18 protein-coding genes are annotated in these 16,419 nt (G+C 57.2%); 5 read left to right on the top strand and 13 right to left on the bottom strand.

The annotated features are described in order from the left end of the window. Positions 1 to 323: 323 nt before the first annotated feature. Together FS819_RS04950 and FS819_RS04955 are read right to left on the bottom strand one after the other, a co-directional pair. Complete coding sequence (locus tag FS819_RS04950; RefSeq protein ID WP_156550862.1) at positions 324 to 1,532, bottom strand: GNAT family N-acetyltransferase; 1,209 nt, start codon at positions 1,530 to 1,532, stop codon at positions 324 to 326. Positions 1,533 to 1,611: 79 nt separating this feature from the next. Then, the gene (locus FS819_RS04955; RefSeq protein ID WP_041696430.1) at positions 1,612 to 1,821 is read right to left on the bottom strand and encodes a DUF2842 domain-containing protein; all 210 of its coding nucleotides are present in this window, start codon (positions 1,819 to 1,821) and stop codon (positions 1,612 to 1,614) included. A 155-nt stretch (positions 1,822 to 1,976) separates the two neighbouring features. Between FS819_RS04955 and FS819_RS04960 the strand changes: the two genes are divergently transcribed. Continuing rightward, positions 1,977 to 3,071: a COX15/CtaA family protein gene (locus FS819_RS04960; RefSeq protein WP_156550757.1), complete on the top strand. Its 1,095-nt coding sequence runs from the start codon at positions 1,977 to 1,979 to the stop codon at positions 3,069 to 3,071. Here FS819_RS04960 and FS819_RS04965 read toward each other — a convergent pair. From FS819_RS04965 to rplM, 9 genes are all read right to left on the bottom strand, one after another. Beyond that, positions 3,051 to 3,878: a DODA-type extradiol aromatic ring-opening family dioxygenase gene (locus tag FS819_RS04965; protein ID WP_156550756.1), complete on the bottom strand. Its 828-nt coding sequence runs from the start codon at positions 3,876 to 3,878 to the stop codon at positions 3,051 to 3,053. The genes FS819_RS04960 and FS819_RS04965 overlap by 21 nt on opposite strands. Positions 3,879 to 3,940: 62 nt before the next feature. Then, entirely contained in the window at positions 3,941 to 4,708 is a 768-nt protein-coding gene (locus FS819_RS04970) for an aminoglycoside phosphotransferase family protein (RefSeq protein WP_234624905.1), read from the bottom strand. 115 nt (positions 4,709 to 4,823) lie between these two features. Continuing rightward, the gene (gene argC / locus FS819_RS04975) at positions 4,824 to 5,756 is read right to left on the bottom strand and encodes an N-acetyl-gamma-glutamyl-phosphate reductase (protein WP_156550754.1); all 933 of its coding nucleotides are present in this window, start codon (positions 5,754 to 5,756) and stop codon (positions 4,824 to 4,826) included. Positions 5,757 to 5,825: 69 nt separating this feature from the next. Continuing rightward, on the bottom strand, positions 5,826 to 6,779 hold the full coding sequence (gene speB, locus FS819_RS04980) for an agmatinase (RefSeq protein ID WP_234624904.1): 954 nt from the start codon (positions 6,777 to 6,779) through the stop codon (positions 5,826 to 5,828). A 159-nt stretch (positions 6,780 to 6,938) separates the two neighbouring features. Next, positions 6,939 to 7,784 carry a CgeB family protein gene (locus tag FS819_RS04985; protein WP_156550752.1) on the bottom strand — a complete coding sequence of 282 codons (846 nt, stop codon included), beginning with the start codon at positions 7,782 to 7,784 and terminating at the stop codon, positions 6,939 to 6,941. Between the two features lie 118 nt (positions 7,785 to 7,902). Beyond that, the gene (locus FS819_RS04990) at positions 7,903 to 8,748 is read right to left on the bottom strand and encodes a CgeB family protein (RefSeq protein WP_156550751.1); all 846 of its coding nucleotides are present in this window, start codon (positions 8,746 to 8,748) and stop codon (positions 7,903 to 7,905) included. Positions 8,749 to 8,819: 71 nt separating this feature from the next. Continuing rightward, complete coding sequence (locus tag FS819_RS04995) at positions 8,820 to 9,152, bottom strand: antibiotic biosynthesis monooxygenase family protein (protein ID WP_234624903.1); 333 nt, start codon at positions 9,150 to 9,152, stop codon at positions 8,820 to 8,822. A 145-nt stretch (positions 9,153 to 9,297) separates the two neighbouring features. Next, positions 9,298 to 9,765 carry a 30S ribosomal protein S9 gene (gene rpsI / locus FS819_RS05000; RefSeq protein ID WP_015915627.1) on the bottom strand — a complete coding sequence of 156 codons (468 nt, stop codon included), beginning with the start codon at positions 9,763 to 9,765 and terminating at the stop codon, positions 9,298 to 9,300. A 2-nt stretch (positions 9,766 to 9,767) separates the two neighbouring features. Beyond that, complete coding sequence (gene rplM, locus FS819_RS05005) at positions 9,768 to 10,232, bottom strand: 50S ribosomal protein L13 (protein WP_015915628.1); 465 nt, start codon at positions 10,230 to 10,232, stop codon at positions 9,768 to 9,770. 1,309 nt (positions 10,233 to 11,541) lie between these two features. Here rplM and FS819_RS05010 point away from each other — a divergent pair. Continuing rightward, positions 11,542 to 12,006 (top strand): CoA-binding protein, encoded by a 465-nt coding sequence (locus FS819_RS05010; RefSeq protein ID WP_156550749.1) that lies wholly within the window; start codon positions 11,542 to 11,544, stop codon positions 12,004 to 12,006. 82 nt (positions 12,007 to 12,088) lie between these two features. On the opposite strand, the gene FS819_RS05015 is transcribed toward FS819_RS05010, so the two are convergent. Next, on the bottom strand, positions 12,089 to 12,433 hold the full coding sequence (locus tag FS819_RS05015) for a hypothetical protein (RefSeq protein WP_322192752.1): 345 nt from the start codon (positions 12,431 to 12,433) through the stop codon (positions 12,089 to 12,091). A gap of 175 nt (positions 12,434 to 12,608) precedes the next feature. On the opposite strand from FS819_RS05015, the gene FS819_RS05020 reads away from it, so the two are divergent. Both FS819_RS05020 and FS819_RS05025 read left to right on the top strand, forming a co-directional pair. Continuing rightward, complete coding sequence (locus FS819_RS05020) at positions 12,609 to 13,061, top strand: CoA-binding protein (RefSeq protein WP_156550748.1); 453 nt, start codon at positions 12,609 to 12,611, stop codon at positions 13,059 to 13,061. 139 nt (positions 13,062 to 13,200) lie between these two features. After that, positions 13,201 to 14,484: an O-acetylhomoserine aminocarboxypropyltransferase gene (locus FS819_RS05025; RefSeq protein ID WP_156550747.1), complete on the top strand. Its 1,284-nt coding sequence runs from the start codon at positions 13,201 to 13,203 to the stop codon at positions 14,482 to 14,484. A gap of 66 nt (positions 14,485 to 14,550) precedes the next feature. Here the strand turns inward: FS819_RS05025 and FS819_RS05030 are convergent, their stop codons facing one another. Continuing rightward, the gene (locus FS819_RS05030; RefSeq protein WP_156550746.1) at positions 14,551 to 15,681 is read right to left on the bottom strand and encodes a metallophosphoesterase; all 1,131 of its coding nucleotides are present in this window, start codon (positions 15,679 to 15,681) and stop codon (positions 14,551 to 14,553) included. A gap of 389 nt (positions 15,682 to 16,070) precedes the next feature. Here FS819_RS05030 and FS819_RS05035 point away from each other — a divergent pair, with 389 nt between their 5' ends. Further along, positions 16,071 to 16,415 carry a cupin domain-containing protein gene (locus FS819_RS05035; RefSeq protein WP_156550745.1) on the top strand — a complete coding sequence of 115 codons (345 nt, stop codon included), beginning with the start codon at positions 16,071 to 16,073 and terminating at the stop codon, positions 16,413 to 16,415. Positions 16,416 to 16,419: the final 4 nt, after the last annotated feature.

Genomic DNA, 16,419 nt, shown 5'->3' on the forward strand with positions numbered 1-16,419 from the left:
GAAGATTTAGAGTCTGTGTGGTTCAATCGGCGGGGTACACGACGCAAACATCCTCTCGGCTGCGCACCCCCTCATCCCCCTGCCGGGACCTTCTCCCCGCTGGTGAGAAGAAGCAAAAGCGACAGCACTGAATCTCAGTTTGATGTTGAAAAAAGATTATACCTTTTTCACGGTGTCGGTGAGTGATCAGGAAGGCGGCTCGCACTTCTTCTCCCCATCGGGGAGAAGGTGGCGGCAGAGGCAAGAGGGGGCCGCGCGCCCGAAAAACTTTTGCGTTCTGTACTATGGTTCAATCTTAACCTAACAAACTCAAGCCTCTAATCCTAGCCCGGATCATCCGCCTGCGCATTGCTACGGGCGCGGAGTTTTTGCAGGGCGCTATAGAGTTGGGGATGACCCTTGATGAACGCCTTGGAGCGGATCAGGCTCCGCTCCGCTGTGGCGGCGAGGTGGCCGAGAGGGGTCACAGGCAGCAAAATATCGTGTTGCACGGTTTCCATAGGGCACCAGCTTCGCTTGTAGATCTGGTCACCGAGGCCGAAGTCGAACAGGGCGGCCCCTTCGGCGCAGCATTGTTCGATCATCAGCCAGAACAGCAATTCCCCGGGGCTGGTTTCCGGGGCAATGTTTTCGTCTATCGAGCCGAACTGGCAGATAACGTGATCGCCCTTGCGTGACAGGCCGGCGATGGCGGCAATCTTGCCATTTTGATGGCTGCCCGACAACCGCAGCGCATGCAGTTCCAGCGGCACGTTCAATCCGCCTGCCTCGCTTTGCAGCAGCAACTGGAAGAATGCCTGTGTCTCCGGCTCCTGGAACACGTCCGGAAGGCCGAGGGTTTCGAAGCGGATCGCTTTTTGCCGGAAAAACAAATCCAGCAGCCAGGCCTTCTGCTCTTCACCGCATGCAATAATATGTTCAAAGCCGCCGCTCGCTTCCAGCTTGCGGACCTGGTTACGGTATTTCTTGCGGCGACGCTTGGCGTTGATCTGGGAGAGCGTCTGCTCAAAGTCGCCTAGAACAGGCAGTTGGAAGGCATGGTTCTGATGTTCGACAGCCGGTAGGCTGGCCAGAGGATGAGACAATCCACGCCAGGAGAGCGGAATATTGCCGAGGTGAACGAGATCGGCATGCCCCGTCATTGCCTGGACAATCTGCTTTCCCAACTGTTTGGCCGTGTCCGGCTCCACCTGCTGGCAAAAAGCCGGGTCAAACAGGCCGGTATTGATATTGGTGAAGCGGGTGGCAATGAAGCTTGCCTTGCGGATCATAGCGTGGCGGGTGATTTCCAGCGGCAGGATGAACAGGCTGCGTCCATTGCTGTTGCCATGCAGGATGGCCAGCGGGTTGCCATGGGTTTTAACCCAGGCGCGGCACCAGTCGTAACCTTGATGCAGCGACAGGTGGTTGTTGCGCTCCAGACAGCGCCAGTCGGCCTCCAGAGGCTCCATCGCAGGCAAAACGTCCACGGCGATATCTGCCACGGAGATTTGGCTGCTGGCGGTTTCAGTCAGCCGTTTCGGATCGATCATCGCCACGCTGCATTCTCCGGTCCTGTCGATACAGCACCAGTTTACCCGGTTTGTATTTAAGGATTATGCAATGCGCGGATTATTTGCGAACCGGACCCGCCATCCATTTGATGATCGCCATGGCTGGCAGGATCCAGACCACACCCGACAGCAGGAAATAGGTGAGATGCACCCACCAGGGTGATTGTGCCAATGTCAATGTGGCAATGGTGGTGGCCAGCACCGCGTAAAGCATGACAAGCACGACGATCAAAATCGTCCCGATGAATTTGCGCAGTCTGACCGGCATGCTATGACCCTGATTGCAGGACGCGACGCGATGTCGCAAACCTTCCGCCCTTGTTTTGCACCGGGTCCTGATGCAAATCAACCGGAATGCACCAGTTCCGCCTGCAACACAGCGTTCGGACCGGGATTATGCCGTAGAATGGAGAGATTGGACCGATGACCATCGCCAGCACCGCTTCACCCGTCCCGGCGGCAGCCGCCCTTGACCGGCAAAGCCGCAACCGCCGCGCCCTGCGCATCTGGCTCGGCCTGGTGATTCTCGCGCTGTTTGCCCTGGTTCTGGTCGGTGGGGCAACGCGGCTGACCAATTCTGGCCTGTCGATTACCCAGTGGAAGCCGATCCACGGTGTCATTCCCCCGTTGAGCGCGGCGGAATGGGAGGAAGAGTTCAAGCTCTACCAGCAGATCCCGCAATATGAGCTGGTTAACAAGGGCATGACGGTCGAGGCGTTCAAGACGATTTTCTGGTGGGAATGGGCGCATCGCTTCCTGGCCCGCAGCATCGGCGTGATCTTTGCCCTGCCGCTGGTGTTTTTCTGGGTCACAGGACGGATCGAGAAGCGTTTGCGCTGGCCGCTGGTCGGCATACTTGCGCTTGGCGGCTTTCAGGGCTTTATCGGCTGGTGGATGGTATCATCAGGCCTGTCGGAGCGCACCGAGGTCAGCCAATACCGGTTGGCAACTCATTTGGTTACAGCCTGTCTGATCTTCTCATCCTGTGTCTGGGTGATGCGTGGCCTTGCCCGCCATAGCGCCGATCCGGCTCCAGCCGCGCATTCGAGGCATTGGGCGATAGCGCTGCTGTGCCTTGTGCTGTTCCAGATCTATCTGGGGGCGCTGGTGGCAGGGCTGGATGCGGGCATGTCCTACAATACCTGGCCGCTGATGGATGGGGCGCTGATACCCGGTGATCTGCTGCTCCAGCATCCCGTCTGGCTGAATTTCTTCGAAAACCCGAAGACGGTGCAGTTCGTGCATCGCATTGGTGCCTATACCGTGTTTCTGGTGGCGCTCTATCACATGGTCTCGTCGCTGCGGGCGGCCCCGGGAACGACCCATGCGCGCCGCAGTGTCGTGCTGTTTGCCATCGTTTGCTGTCAGGCCGCGTTGGGGATTTCCGCGCTGCTCATGCAGGTGCAGCTTCATGCGGCGCTCGCCCATCAGGGCGGCGCGCTGATCCTGCTCGGCTTTACGGTCGCACATCTACGGGGCTTCTACGGCTCCTATCCGCTACCCGAACCGGTAGCCTGAATAGGCCTTGCCCAGCGCCAGACCATTGAACGTCCGCACGCCCTTGTCCGCGCCCGCAGCCCCTGCGGCCACAAACAGCGGCACAAGATGGTCATGGTCAGGCACATGGCAGGCAAGCGCATCCGGGTTTTGATTCCAGAGGCTGAGCGTTGCGGCACGGGCATCCGGGTCGGGTATTTCTACCGCTGCCGTCAGCCAGTCATCGAACCGTTTGGCAACGGCTTCGTGGTCGGCATCGCGGCGGCGAAACATCGGCATATTATGGTAGCTCATGCCGGACGCGATGATCAGCACATTGTCATCGCGCAGCGACTGCAAAGCCTTGCCGATCTCCAGATGGCTTTCCGCATCCAGCGTATTTTTCAGCGACAGCATCACGACAGGCACATCCGCATCCGGATAGGCAACCATCAGCGGAACGAAGACGCCGTGGTCGAAGCCGCGCGAATCATCTTCCGCTGAAGCAATGCCTGCCTGTTGCAGCAGCGCGCGGACATGGGCAGCCAGTGCCGGATCGCCTTTAGCCGGATAGGTTATCTCATAGGTATGGGCGGGAAAGCCGTAATAATCATAGAGCATGCCGGGGGCCGCTGCCGTGCTGACGGTGACCTGGGGTTCCTTTTCCCAATGGCCGGAGACGATGAGAATGGCTTTCGGCGTGACGCCGAGATCGGCAGGCAGGCCTTGCAGAAAGGCCGCAAGATCGTCCCAGGGGCCTTTGCCCTGGTCGTCTTTCGGGAAATCCATGAAGGGCCAGGGCCCGCCGCCATGAGGGATGAAATAAACGGGAAGACGGCTGTCGGTCATGGGATGCTCCTGAAGATATGACCCGAATATACGCCGTGGCGGCAACCAGCACGAGAGGCGGATCAGTCGACAAACTGTTCAGCAAGTATGGACCGTGCCAGCCGGGCAAAGCCAAGCCGCTCGGCAAGATTGGTATTGCCTGATGCGGTCAGCGGGCGGCTCAGCGTCCAGGCGCAGGAGAGACCTGCATGAGCTGCGGCATAGCTGAGGATTTTGCGTGACGAACAGCCCAATGCCAATGAAAACCGCTGGCTCAGGTCTAGCGCGCGCTGGCGATCAAGAACGAGATTTGGAGCGTGGAGCGGATTGCCAAACACATTGGCGACATCATAGGCCGGATCGCCCAGCAGGCCTTGCGGATCGATGGCCAGCCAATTGCCACTGTCATCGCCGATGACATTATCGTGGTGCAGGTCGCCGTGTAGCGGCTTGATATCCTGTTGCTCGGCAAGCAGGCTGCGGGCAAGTGCTGCGGTCCAATGGATGATCTCGGCGATGGCCGGGTCAGACATGGTTTTCTCAAGCGCAAACAGGGCGCTGAAATGGACATCTAGCGGCGTCAGCGCATCGGGAACAGGGTCGGACGAGGGCGCATGCAGGCGCGCCAATACATCGACAATGATCTCCGTTGCTACCGGATCTCCGACCTTGCCAAGATGATGGCGCAGCAGCAGGTTGCCCGCATCGTCCAGCAGGGCGATGTCGTCGGCCTGATCGATGAGCCGGATTGCACCATTGCCAGCCCGCCAGCGCAGAAAATCCAGGCCCGGTCGTTCGCCGCTGCCTTCGGGCTTCAGAGCTTTGACAATGACGGGGCGTTGGTCCTGCATGGCTCGGTAAACGAGGCTGCTAGGGGTATCGGCGATTAGCCTGAGATGTGAAAGCCCCCATGTCTCCATCAGAGATGGAGGAAAGATGGGGGCTTTCAAAGAGCTGTTCAAACGATCACGCCGACAGCATCAGGTCCATGTTCTGGACGGCTGCACCGGACGCACCCTTGCCGAGATTGTCCAGCACGGCGACGAGATTGACATGGCCGGTGCCCGGATTGCCAAACACGAAGAGTTTCATCGTGTCCTGGCCCACCAGTTCCTCGGCATCGACGCGACCGAGCTTGGCGCTGTCTTCCAGAGAGACGACATTGACGATGTCCTGCCCGGCGTAATGGGCGCAAAGCGCCGCATGGATGCTTTCTACGGTCGCGCCATCGGCCAGATCCTCCAGGAACAGTGGAACCTGCACGATCATACCCTGCGGGAACCGGCCGACCGAAGGCGAAAATAGCGGGGCGCGATCCAGCAGGCCATGGGCCTTCATTTCCGGCACATGCTTGTGCTTGAGGTTCAAGCCATAGACATAGTTGTTGACGGTCAGATGCTCGGGATGGCTCTCGTCTTCCATCTGCGCGATCAACTGCTTGCCGCCGCCGCTATAGCCGGAAACGGCATTGACCGAGACCGGATAGCCGTCCGGCAGGATGCCCGCAGCGCGAAGCGGACGGATCAGCGCGATAGCGCCGGTCGGGTAGCAACCGGGATTGGCTACGCAGCGGGCTGAGCGGATCTTGTCGCCCTGGTCCTTGTCCATTTCGGCAAAACCATAGGTCCAGTCTTTGGCAACGCGGAAGGCGGTGGACGTATCGATGATCCGCACATTGTTGTTGCCAGCCAGCATCGACACAGCCTCTTTCGAGGCATCGTCGGGCAGGCACAGAATGGCGATATCGGCGCTGTTGAGCATGTCCTCGCGCAGGGCGGCATTGCGGCGCTGCTCTTGCGGGATCGACAGCAATTCCACATCGCGGCGGTCGGCCATGCGGCTGCGGATTTGCAGGCCGGTGGTGCCGTGTTCGCCGTCAATGAAGATTTTCGCTGTCATTTTACCCTCTCTTTTCAGGAGATTGCCCGCTTTTGCGGATTCAAATCCTGAATTGCTTGAATCAGTTTATCAACCAGACCGCGCCAGTCGTTCAGCGCGCAGCCCCAGCATATACATCGCCACCGTTGCCCCTGCAATGGCGGTGATATCGGCATGGTCATAGGCGGGCGCTACCTCGACTATATCGGCTCCTCTTATGTCGAGCGGATGAAGGTTTTGCAGAACCGAGAGGATTTTTGCGCTGGATGGTCCACCTGCCACCGGCGTGTCGGTGCCGGGGGCAAAGGCAGGGTCGAGGCAATCGATGTCGAAGGTGAGATAAGCGGGCTGGCCCGCCGTGTGATCGAGGATCAGCGCGGCGATCTCGGCAGCGCGCATTTCCTCCACATGATGACCGTAAAGCATGCGGATGCCGCAATCATCAGGCGCATGGGTGCGGATGCCAATCTGGATCGAACGGGATGGGACGATCAGGCCTTCGCGCACCGCCCGTCCGACGAAGGAACCGTGGTCGATCCGGTTTCCATCGTCGAACCATGTGTCCTGATGGGCATCGAACTGCACCAGCGCCAGCGGCCCATGTTTGGCGACATGGGCCTTCAGCAGCGGCCAGGTGATGAAATGGTCGCCGCCAAGCGTCAGCAGGAAATTCGCCTTTGAGAGAATATCGGCCGCTTCCTTTTCAATGGTAGCGGGTGTTTCCCAATGATTGCCATAGTCCAGACGGCAATCACCGTAATCCACGGTGGGCATGGCCGCGAACAGATCGCGCTCGAACGGATATTGCGGGTCGTTGTCGAAAATGGCCGAGGCACGGCGAATGGCCTGCGGCCCGAACCGGGCGCCGGGCCGGTTGGAGGTGGCGGCATCGAAGGGAATGCCCCAGACCGCCGTGTCCACCCCATCCAGCAGTTTGGTATAGCGCCGGCGCATGAAGGAGAGCACCCCGGCATAGGTCGGGTCGGTGGCGGCCGATGTGAGATCGCTAGCCGTGAAGGCGTGGTCTATGGATTTATCTGCCAAGGTATTTGATCCGCATCAGCTGTTCTAGAGTCTGTCAGGTTCAAATTGAACCAGACAAACTCTAGATTCTCTTGTTTTCGTTTGTCTTTTCGCGAAAACCGGGTTCCACTTGTCCCTGACAAACTTTATGCAGCAATCCTATAGAGGCCTCGGCCTGTGTCAAAGCAGCATTTGCGTAAAGACAATCTGCGGATAAGGCGTGATGGCATCGCGGGCGATGATGCGCTGCCGTGCAAGCCTTTCGGGATCGCGCACCAGCTTTTCGGTGACATCAATCAGCTCGTCATAGGGTGCGGCCACGATGCCCTGGGTAAAACGCTCCTCGATCTGCGTCGCCTGTCCGTTGACCTCGCCGACAACAGGCACGCCATTGCTGAGCAGATAGAAGACCCGCACGACCTCGAAAATCTGCGCGTCGAAAAAATGGATGTTTAAGACCGTTTTCGAACGGGCGATCCATGCGTCGCGGTCGCGTCCATAGACGTTGAACAGGCGCTTGACGGCAAGGCCCCTGTCGCGCAGGCCATCGATGATGGCGGCACGCCGGTCGTTCATCGAGCCATAGAACAGCACGTCGATATCCTGGCGCGGCGCAGGCGTAATGCGATCCAGTTCTTTCTGGAAACCCAATTGCAGATATTTCGCCGGACGTCCGCCGATCTGGCCCAGGATCTCGATATTGGCGCGGCTGTAATCCCAGATTTCCAGTCCGGCCTCGACCCAGGTGAGAATGCGCTCACGCACCGGCGCGTCAATGGCCGAGAGCGGTTCGGCATTGACGATGATCGTGTTCGGCTTGAGATCGGCGATATCCTGTGGGGTCAGCAGATGGGCGCCAAAAATGATGTTGATTGCGTCATGCGCGAAGGCGTTGAAATTCACCGCCGCCTGATGCCCCAACGCTCTCAATGAATAACCCAGCGCCTCTGCGATCTCCAGAAAGGCCATGGAATGCTTGAAGCCGTCGGGCTCCACGATGCAGATATTATATTTTGCAGAACTCATGTCGCTGACCAGCTGTTACGAGACCAGGATGCACGTGTGGTGCATGACGGTAAGGGCTGTGACCATGGCGCAGATGGCTTTCGCAAACCTGTAGCCGTCCACTTTTGCCATTAGGATATCAAAGTAGTTGTTGGGTGAAGGAGACTTGCGGATAGCGCTTGATGGCGTCGCGGGCGAGGGTGCGTTGTTTCTCGAGCCTGGCAGCATCGCGCACCAGCTGTTCCGTAACGTCGATCAAATCACCATAGGGTGCGGCGACGATGCCCTGCGCAAACCGATCATCGATCAGTGTTTCCGGACCATTCACCTCGCCGACAACGGCCACGCCATTGATCAGCAGATAGAATACCCGCACGACTTCGAAAATCTGCGATTCCAGCAGATGCATGTTCAAAACCACTTTGGACCTGGCGATCCAGGCGTCGCGCTCGCGTCCATACACATCGAACAGATGCTCGATGACAAGTCCCCGGGCTTGCAAGCCGTAGAGAATCTCTGCGCGACGTTCATTCATCGAGCCATAGAAAAGCACGTCGATATCACGGACCGGGGCGGCCGCTATGCGGTCCAGTTCCTTCTGGAAACCAAGTTGCAGATATTTGGCTGGCCGCCCACCGATTCGGTTGAGGATCTCGATATTGGCGAGGCTGTAATCCCAGATTTCCAAGCCGGCGTTGAGGCAGATGAGAATTCGGTCACGTGTCCGTTCCGAGGTCGCTGACAAAGGTTCGGCATTGACGATGATCGTGCTCGGATCAAGATCGTGAAGGTCCTGCAAGGGGAGGAGATGCGCCCCGAAGATGATGTTGACGGCGTCGTCGGTCACTCTGTTGACTGAAAGGGCCGTTGGATACCCCAATTCTTTCAAGGAATAGTCGATGGCCTCGGCGACTTCCTCGAAGGCTTTGGAGTGACCGAAGCCTTTCGGCTCCACGATGCAAATATTGTAAGGCCGTTTGATCATTTTCAATTCCAAGGTTCCGTCCGCTGCATCGGTCAAAATGAAGCCGATGGCACCACGCAATCCTTGCTTTGTCAGCCTTTCGCAAAGCTGTAGGACCGCTCCACTTTTGCCACGCGCACCTCATAGCGGCTGTACCATTCCGCACGGCCCTGGTTTTGCGCTGCCAGATGATCCACGACCTTTTTCCAGGCCCGGATCGAGTCTTCATCGCTCCAGTAGGAATTGGTTATGCCGAACCCGGTCGCATCGCGGGCGGATTCCACACCGAGAAAGCCTGGCTGCTGGCTGGCAAGCGTCACCATGGCCTCTGCCATGTCATCGTAGCCATTGCTGACTTCGGTTCTGACCGAGGAAAAACAGACGACGTAGTAAGGGGGAGAAGGCAATTTGGCAAAACCGGACATCACGGGCGACTCTCTGTTGGGTTGAGGCATGGCGTGTTGTCAATTTGCTCCTTCAGCCGAAATAGACAAATTCAAATTGATGATCGATCATAAAAAAAGCGGAGCCGAAGCCCCGCTTTTCCAATGTAAAATTCCAGAAGCGCAATTAGCGCTTGGAGAACTGGAAGGACCGGCGAGCTTTTGCCTTGCCGTACTTCTTACGTTCAACAACGCGGCTATCGCGGGTCAGGAAGCCACCCTTCTTCAGAACCGAGCGCAGGCCTGGTTCGAAGTAGGTGAGGGCCTTGGAAATGCCGTGACGCACAGCGCCAGCCTGGCCGGACAGACCACCACCGGTAACGGTGGCGATAACGTCGAACTGGCCGGTGCGGGCAGCAGCGACGACAGGCTGCTGCAGGATCATCTGCAGAACCGGACGGGCGAAGTAAACCGGGAAATCGCGGCCATTGACCGTGATCTTGCCAGTGCCGGGCTTGACCCAAACGCGGGCGATTGCGTTCTTGCGCTTGCCGGTCGCGTAGGCGCGGCCTTGAGCGTCGACCTTACGGACGTGAACGGGAGCCGAAGCTTCCTGCGCAGTGCCGAGATCCTTCAGGGAAGAGAGGTCAGCCATACTTAGGCGCTCCTTACGTTCTTGCTGTTCAGCTTGGCCACGTCGAGAGCGACAGGCTGCTGGGCTTCGTGGGGGTGGGCGGAACCGGCGTAAACGCGCAGGTTCTTCATCTGGCGACGGCCAAGCGGACCGCGAGGAATCATGCGCTCGACAGCCTTTTCAAGAACGCGCTCCGGGAAGCGGCCTTCGATGATCTGGCGCGCCGTGCGTTCCTTGATGCCACCCGGATAGCCGGTGTGCCAGTAATAGGTCTTGTCGGTGTATTTCTTGCCGGTCAGGACGACCTTTTCGGCATTGATGACGATGACATTGTCGCCATCATCGACATGGGGAGTATACGTGACCTTGTGCTTGCCACGCAGATAGGTGGCGATCACGGTGGCGAGGCGACCAACAACGAGCCCTTCGGCGTCGATGATGACCCACTTCTTCTCCACCTCTGCAGGCTTCTGAACGAAGGTAGACATGAGGTTCAACTTTCTTTTGGACCCTTTCAGCCTTTGAAGGGCCGGTCGGGCGTTTCTTGTTGCTTGTCTTGTGCGTTTTGATGCGCACAAAAAGAATGCGGTCCATAAGGGCCGCAAGCTGGCGGTTTTATAGTCGCGGTGCCGGGTTCGGTCAAGGATGGCTGATTGGCGACGGCGTTCGAAAAACCAATAGAAAACAAGTGATTAGATATGTGGTATTATTTTACCGCAAAATACTTTGCCATCTTGTCTGAATTTCGGCCTCTTCATTGGTGCAAACGGCGGGGCGGTCACGCTGAACTTGCCAGGTTTGCGGCGAGAAGGCTCATCCACGGTACCCGGTTTGAGGTCATGGTGGCAGAGAAGTCTGCATTATTTGAAAGTGCACGCCAGCTGCTTTCTAATTCTGAGACGCACTTATCTTTTCCTCTCGGACGAGAGTGGAGATGCACATGTGCGATGCCTAATGGTTTCTGTAGACGGCGTGAGGCGAGTGCTTCGTTTTGAGACAAATCGCTCTGTTGCTCCGGCTTGTTTCGGGATGGAGGTTTTGCAATCAGTGGTGGTGTTAACTAGCCTTTGAGATACGTAACCCGAGGCTCTTGCGTCAACACAGGCTTACGCAATGGGGGTGATCGATAATCAAATCGATTTAAATTCTGGCACGTCTAACGACATTTCGAGTGAAATAATTTTTACCTAAAACTACTTGTAATCATTAGGGAATTCAATGTTTGAGGGTGCTAAAATGCACATGAACAAAATATGAACAAAAAGCGAACATAATAGCATTCATCTTTATGAATGTGATGTTGATCACATCAAGCTTGAAAATTCCCTTAAAAAGAGTATACTAATGATAGCGATAACATGACGACCGCTTCCATGTCTCCTCGGAAGGCGGAGAGGGTATTGGTGTGTCTTTATCTCAAAGGTTGTATTCGCGTTTCCGATTCTGGACCGGCAGAGGGATGGTTGTGCAAAAAAAGGTTACTTAATCGGGAAATGATGGCGCGAATGGCACCGTGTAATGTGTCATTGCGGGACCTTGCGTCTTTGCAAACAGTTAAGCCAAATTTGCTATCCTGTGACCGGGACCTAGAGTTTGCCTTAGGAAGAGTGAAGCCCGGTTTTCCTGAAAAGACAAACGGCAGCACGAGAGCAAAGTATATCTTCAGAGTAGCTTTTCACGCTTTGAATTTTTGTTTTGCCGCATGTCGTTATCGCAAAACCGCTGCCCACTTTTGAGCGACAGGTTTTAGGGACGGATTGTCTGGAGAAACGGCTGTCGAGCCGGGAAGGATAAGCCATGAACCACGACCACTATTCCGATGACTATCTCTGCACGATTCTGGCGCGCACCCGCACTGTCGCGCTGGTTGGAGTGTCCGCACGCGACGACCGGCCCAGCCATTGGGTGCTCGGTTTTCTGCTCGGTAAGGGCTATCAGGTCTTTCCCGTCAATCCCGCGCTTGCTGGCACCACAATTCTTGGCCGCCTTGTGCATGCACGCCTTGCCGATATAGGGGTGCCGATCGATCTCGTCGATGTGTTTCGCCGCTCGGAAGCCCTCAGTGAGGTGGTGGATGAAGCCCTGGCCCTGGAGAGACGACCAAAAGCGATTTGGGGTCAATTGGGTGTACGCGATGATGAAGCGGCGGCAAAAGCCGAGGCGGCAGGCATCGATGTGGTGATGAACCGAGCGCTGGTCGCTGAATATCCGCTGGTCTACCAGGCCAGTCATATTGCCCATCGCTCCCCCACCGTCGCCTGATTGCAAGCGGCACCGGCGATAATCGCGCTGCCTTGCGCGGTTAGCGCCGTCTTGGTGGGTTATCCGCGGGCCGGGTGTTCTCTTAGAGGGAATAATGCGGGACGAAGCGGATAAAGCCGTCCTGCAGGTTTTCCACCGGTTTGCAGTTCAGCACCGGGCAGGCAGGATTGTCGCGTGTCGGTACCGTGGCACGTTCGGCATACTCCCCTGGAGAACAGGAATTGGTGTTGCGAACGTAGCGATCGTAAAGCGCCATGCCCGGCACACGCTTCGAGGGATAGCGCAGCACGGCAGCCCCCTGATCTCTCAGGATTTGCCGGACATTTTCGCAGGCAAGCGTGGTTGAATTGTAACGCTCGATCGCCAGCGCACTGCTGCCCCATAAGGAAATGGCAACGCAAAAGCTCAACCGTATCATCGGGTTCATCAGAACATCTCCATCAAATACATTCGCCAATCCCTATAGCATGTCCTTGTCCCAAGCCCGCCGCACACTTTCTGGTGACATGCTGTATATCTCTTCGTTAACTGGGGCGGTTGTGCTTACGATCAAGACAGGGCGCAATTCCAGAGGATCACAGCAGCGTGCTTGGGAGAATGACATGCAGCATGACGTTTATGAGAGCGCTTATCTCAAGACCATTCTGGAAACGGTCAAGACCATTGCCCTGACCGGGGCCTCGCCCAATCCGGCGCGGCCAAGCCATGGGGTCATGCATTTCCTGCTGAACCAGGGCTACCGCGTCATTCCGGTCAATCCGGGGCAGGCGGGAAAGGACATTCTGGGGCAGACTGTTTTTGCTTCGCTTGCGGATATTCCTGAACCGGTCGACATGATCGATGTGTTCCGCGCTTCCGAATATCTACCCTCCGTGGTGGATGAAGCCTTGGGGCTCACGCATCTGCCAAAGGTGATCTGGGCTCAGCTTGGCGTGCGCGACGACCAGGCCGCCGCCCGCGCCGAGGCAGCCGGGATCAAGATGGTGATGAACCGCTGCCCGGCCATCGAATATCCCAGATTTTTTCAAGGCAAGCTGGACCAGGACAGGCATTAGGCGGATCGGGTAAGAGATCTATAGCCATCAAAAGTCTGTGCAATTCTCCAAAAAAGCCCGGACTTTCAAACAGGGCATGAGGTAGCGTTTCATCGGGATCGGTGTAATGCTCTGCCGCACTATTTCAGGGAGGATAACCATGGCAAACAACAATCCGGGCTTCGCGACACTGGCGGTGCATGCTGGTGCTCAGCCGGACCCGACGACCGGCGCACGTACGACGCCGATCTACCAGACGACCGCCTTTGTGTTTGAAAATACCGATCACGCCGCCGCCTTGTTTGGCCTCAAGCAATTCGGCAATATCTATACAAGGATCATGAACCCGACCCAGGGCGTGCTGGAAGAGCGAGTCGCTGCTTTGGAAGGCGGCACGGCGGCATTGGCGGTGGCATCGGGACATGCGGCGCAAATGCTGGTCTTTCACACCCTGATGCAGCTGGGGGATAATTTCGTTGCTGCCAAAAAGCTCTATGGCGGGTCGATCAACCAGTTCGGTCACTCCTTTCAGAATTTCGGCTGGCAGGTGCGCTGGGCCGATACCGACAATCCGGCAAGCTTTGAGGCGCAAATCGACGAGCGAACCAAGGCGATCTTCATCGAAAGCCTTGCCAATCCCGGTGGTACATTCGTCGATATTGCCACTATTGCCGATGTTGCGCGCCGCCACGGACTGCCGCTGATCGTCGATAATACCATGGCCAGCCCTTATCTGGTCCGGCCTTTGGAATACGGTGCCGATATCGTCGTGCATTCCGCCACCAAATTTCTCGGCGGCCATGGAAATTCCATGGGCGGCGTGATCGTTGACGGCGGCACGTTCGACTGGTCGCAATCGGACAAGTTTCCGAGCCTGTCACAGCCGCGCAGCGAATATGGCGATGTGGTTCTGCATGACGCCTTCGGCAATATGGCGTTTGCCATTGCCTGCCGGGTGCTCGGTCTGCGCGACCTTGGACCGGCGATTGCGCCAATGAATGCCTTCCTCATCCTGACCGGCATTGAAACCTTGCCGCTGCGCATGCAGCGTCACTGCGACAACGCCTTGAAGGTCGCGCATTGGCTGAAGGCCCATGCGAAAGTCTCCTGGGTGCATTATGCGGGCCTGCCGGATGATCCGAACCATGCGCTGCAACAGCGCTACGCACCGAAAGGAGCTGGCGCCGTTTTCACCTTCGGGCTGAAGGGTGGCTATGAGGCGGGCAAGGCGCTGGTGGAGGGATTGCAGCTGTTTTCCCATCTTGCCAATATCGGCGATACCCGCTCGCTGGTCATTCATCCCGCCTCGACCACCCATGCCCAATTGACCCCGGAGCAGCAGGTGGCGGCAGGTGCAGGGCCGGAGGTCGTGCGCCTGTCCATCGGTATCGAGGACCCCGACGATATCATTGCGGATCTTCAACAGGCTTTATCGAAGCTTTGATTGGGGCTTGCTGACTGCGTTTGCGGTGAGAGGATTTCAGCGTTTCCATGGAAACGCTGAAATCCTCTATATCCCGCTCGGCCTCTTCGCTCTCAGGGTAATCCTGGTCAGTTCTGACGGCACGCCGAGCCTGAGCGCAAAGCCGGGCCAGAGTGCTGTGCCATTGTTGACATAGAGCGTCATGCCACCGATGACATAACGGCCCGAAACAAAGCCGTTATTGGCGCGGGCGACCATGCGATCAAGGCCCAGAACCATGCCACCATGCGTATGACCCGACAGTTGAAGGGCAACCCCTGAAGCGGCGGCCTTGGCAGCCGACATCGGCTGATGATCGAGGAGAATGATCGGCGCATCTGCGGGCGTTCCCTGGAGTGCCGCTGCGAGGTTGGGCGCCGGTGCTCCGTGCGCCGAGGCGGAGCGATCCGTCACGCCTGCCAAGGCGATTTTGGCGTCGCCTCTGGTCAGCACAGTATGGGCGTTCGGGAGCATGGTCATCTTCAACGTGGCGAGATGGGCCATCCAGTTCTGGTAACTGAAGAAGTATTCGTGATTGCCGGGAATGGCATAGACGCCATCGCGCGCCCGCAAGTTTGCAAGCGGTGCGACATCATCCCGCCGGCTCGCAACGTCACCGTCGATAAAGTCTCCGGTGATGACGATGAGGTCGGCATTGAGTTCGTTGGTTTTCGATACGACTTCCTCGGTCCAGCGGGCAGGGAACAGGCGGCTGATGTGGAGGTCGGTCAGTTGCACGAGGCGGTAGCCGTCAAACGCCGGTGGTAGGCCTGCAATTGGAATTTCGATGTCCTTTAGCGGCGGTACCCTGATCGCTTGGCTGACCGCGTATGCGGAAAGGCACAGCGCCACGCCTCCAAGGGCATAGCGCAGACTGGCCGGAATCGATGGGAAATTGCCTTTGAACAGCATGATCGCAACGGAAATAACGTCCAGCACGATCTGGAACACGGCGAGCAGGATGATCGCACCAAACAGGAGATTGAACGCGATGATCAGCGGACGGGGAAACTCGGGCGAAAACACCGAACCGGACGAGAGGCGGCTGAAGAAATGATATTGCGAGGCGATCAACAGGAGAACTGCCAGCGCCACCTTCGCCGACCAGATCCAGGGCAAGGGCTGGATGAAGCGGATGGCGACGATCAGCCAGGGAAGTCCAAATATCAGATGAAACATCAATTCTATTCTTTCGGGGTGTAGACGGGCAACGCGACCTGTTCCGTGTTGTTGTTTCCGGCTTCTTCATTGTCGAGATCGGGTGTCGCAGTATAAAGCGACTTGATTTGGTCAGGGTCTAGAATGTTGTTCGCACCAGTCCGTTAGACAAGAGCGCATCCACTACAACGGTGGAAACGCCAATCTGGATCTGTGGTGCTGCTGCATGATTCTTTAAACGGTCTACGGCTGAAAAAGAAAATCATGCAGCTTGCTGCCGTACAGATGCGGAAGTCGCTGTCTTGGTGGAGACATTTGGCGCAGCCAAGTCTATTCTCCAATCAAATCAGCATTGCCGACAATCGGTGGCATTGATGAACCCCATTTAATGGATGTGCGAGACAGAGATCATGATCACATCGCTTCATTTCGATTTATCCGCCGTTCAGCCGGAAGAGGGCGCTCCCGCGCCGGACCGGCTGGTCGTCGGAGATCCGCGCTTCCTGACCTGGAGTATCGATGAGCCCGGTCAAGGGCTCTATGCCGGGGTCTGGCAATCCACGCCCGGCACGTGGCGAATCGTCTATGACGAATGGGAATATTTTTCCGTTTTGGAAGGCTATTCCATCGTCACGGAAGACGGCGGGGAGCCGATGCATCTGCGCAAGGGTGACAGGATGATTCTTCGTCCCGGCTTCACGGGCCTATGGGAAGTGGTGGAAACCACAATGAAGGATTACGTCGTTCGGTTTTGAGGCG

The sequence above is a fragment of the Allorhizobium sp. Av2 genome, assembly GCF_021462805.2.
Taxonomy (GTDB): domain Bacteria; phylum Pseudomonadota; class Alphaproteobacteria; order Rhizobiales; family Rhizobiaceae; genus Allorhizobium; species Allorhizobium vitis_G.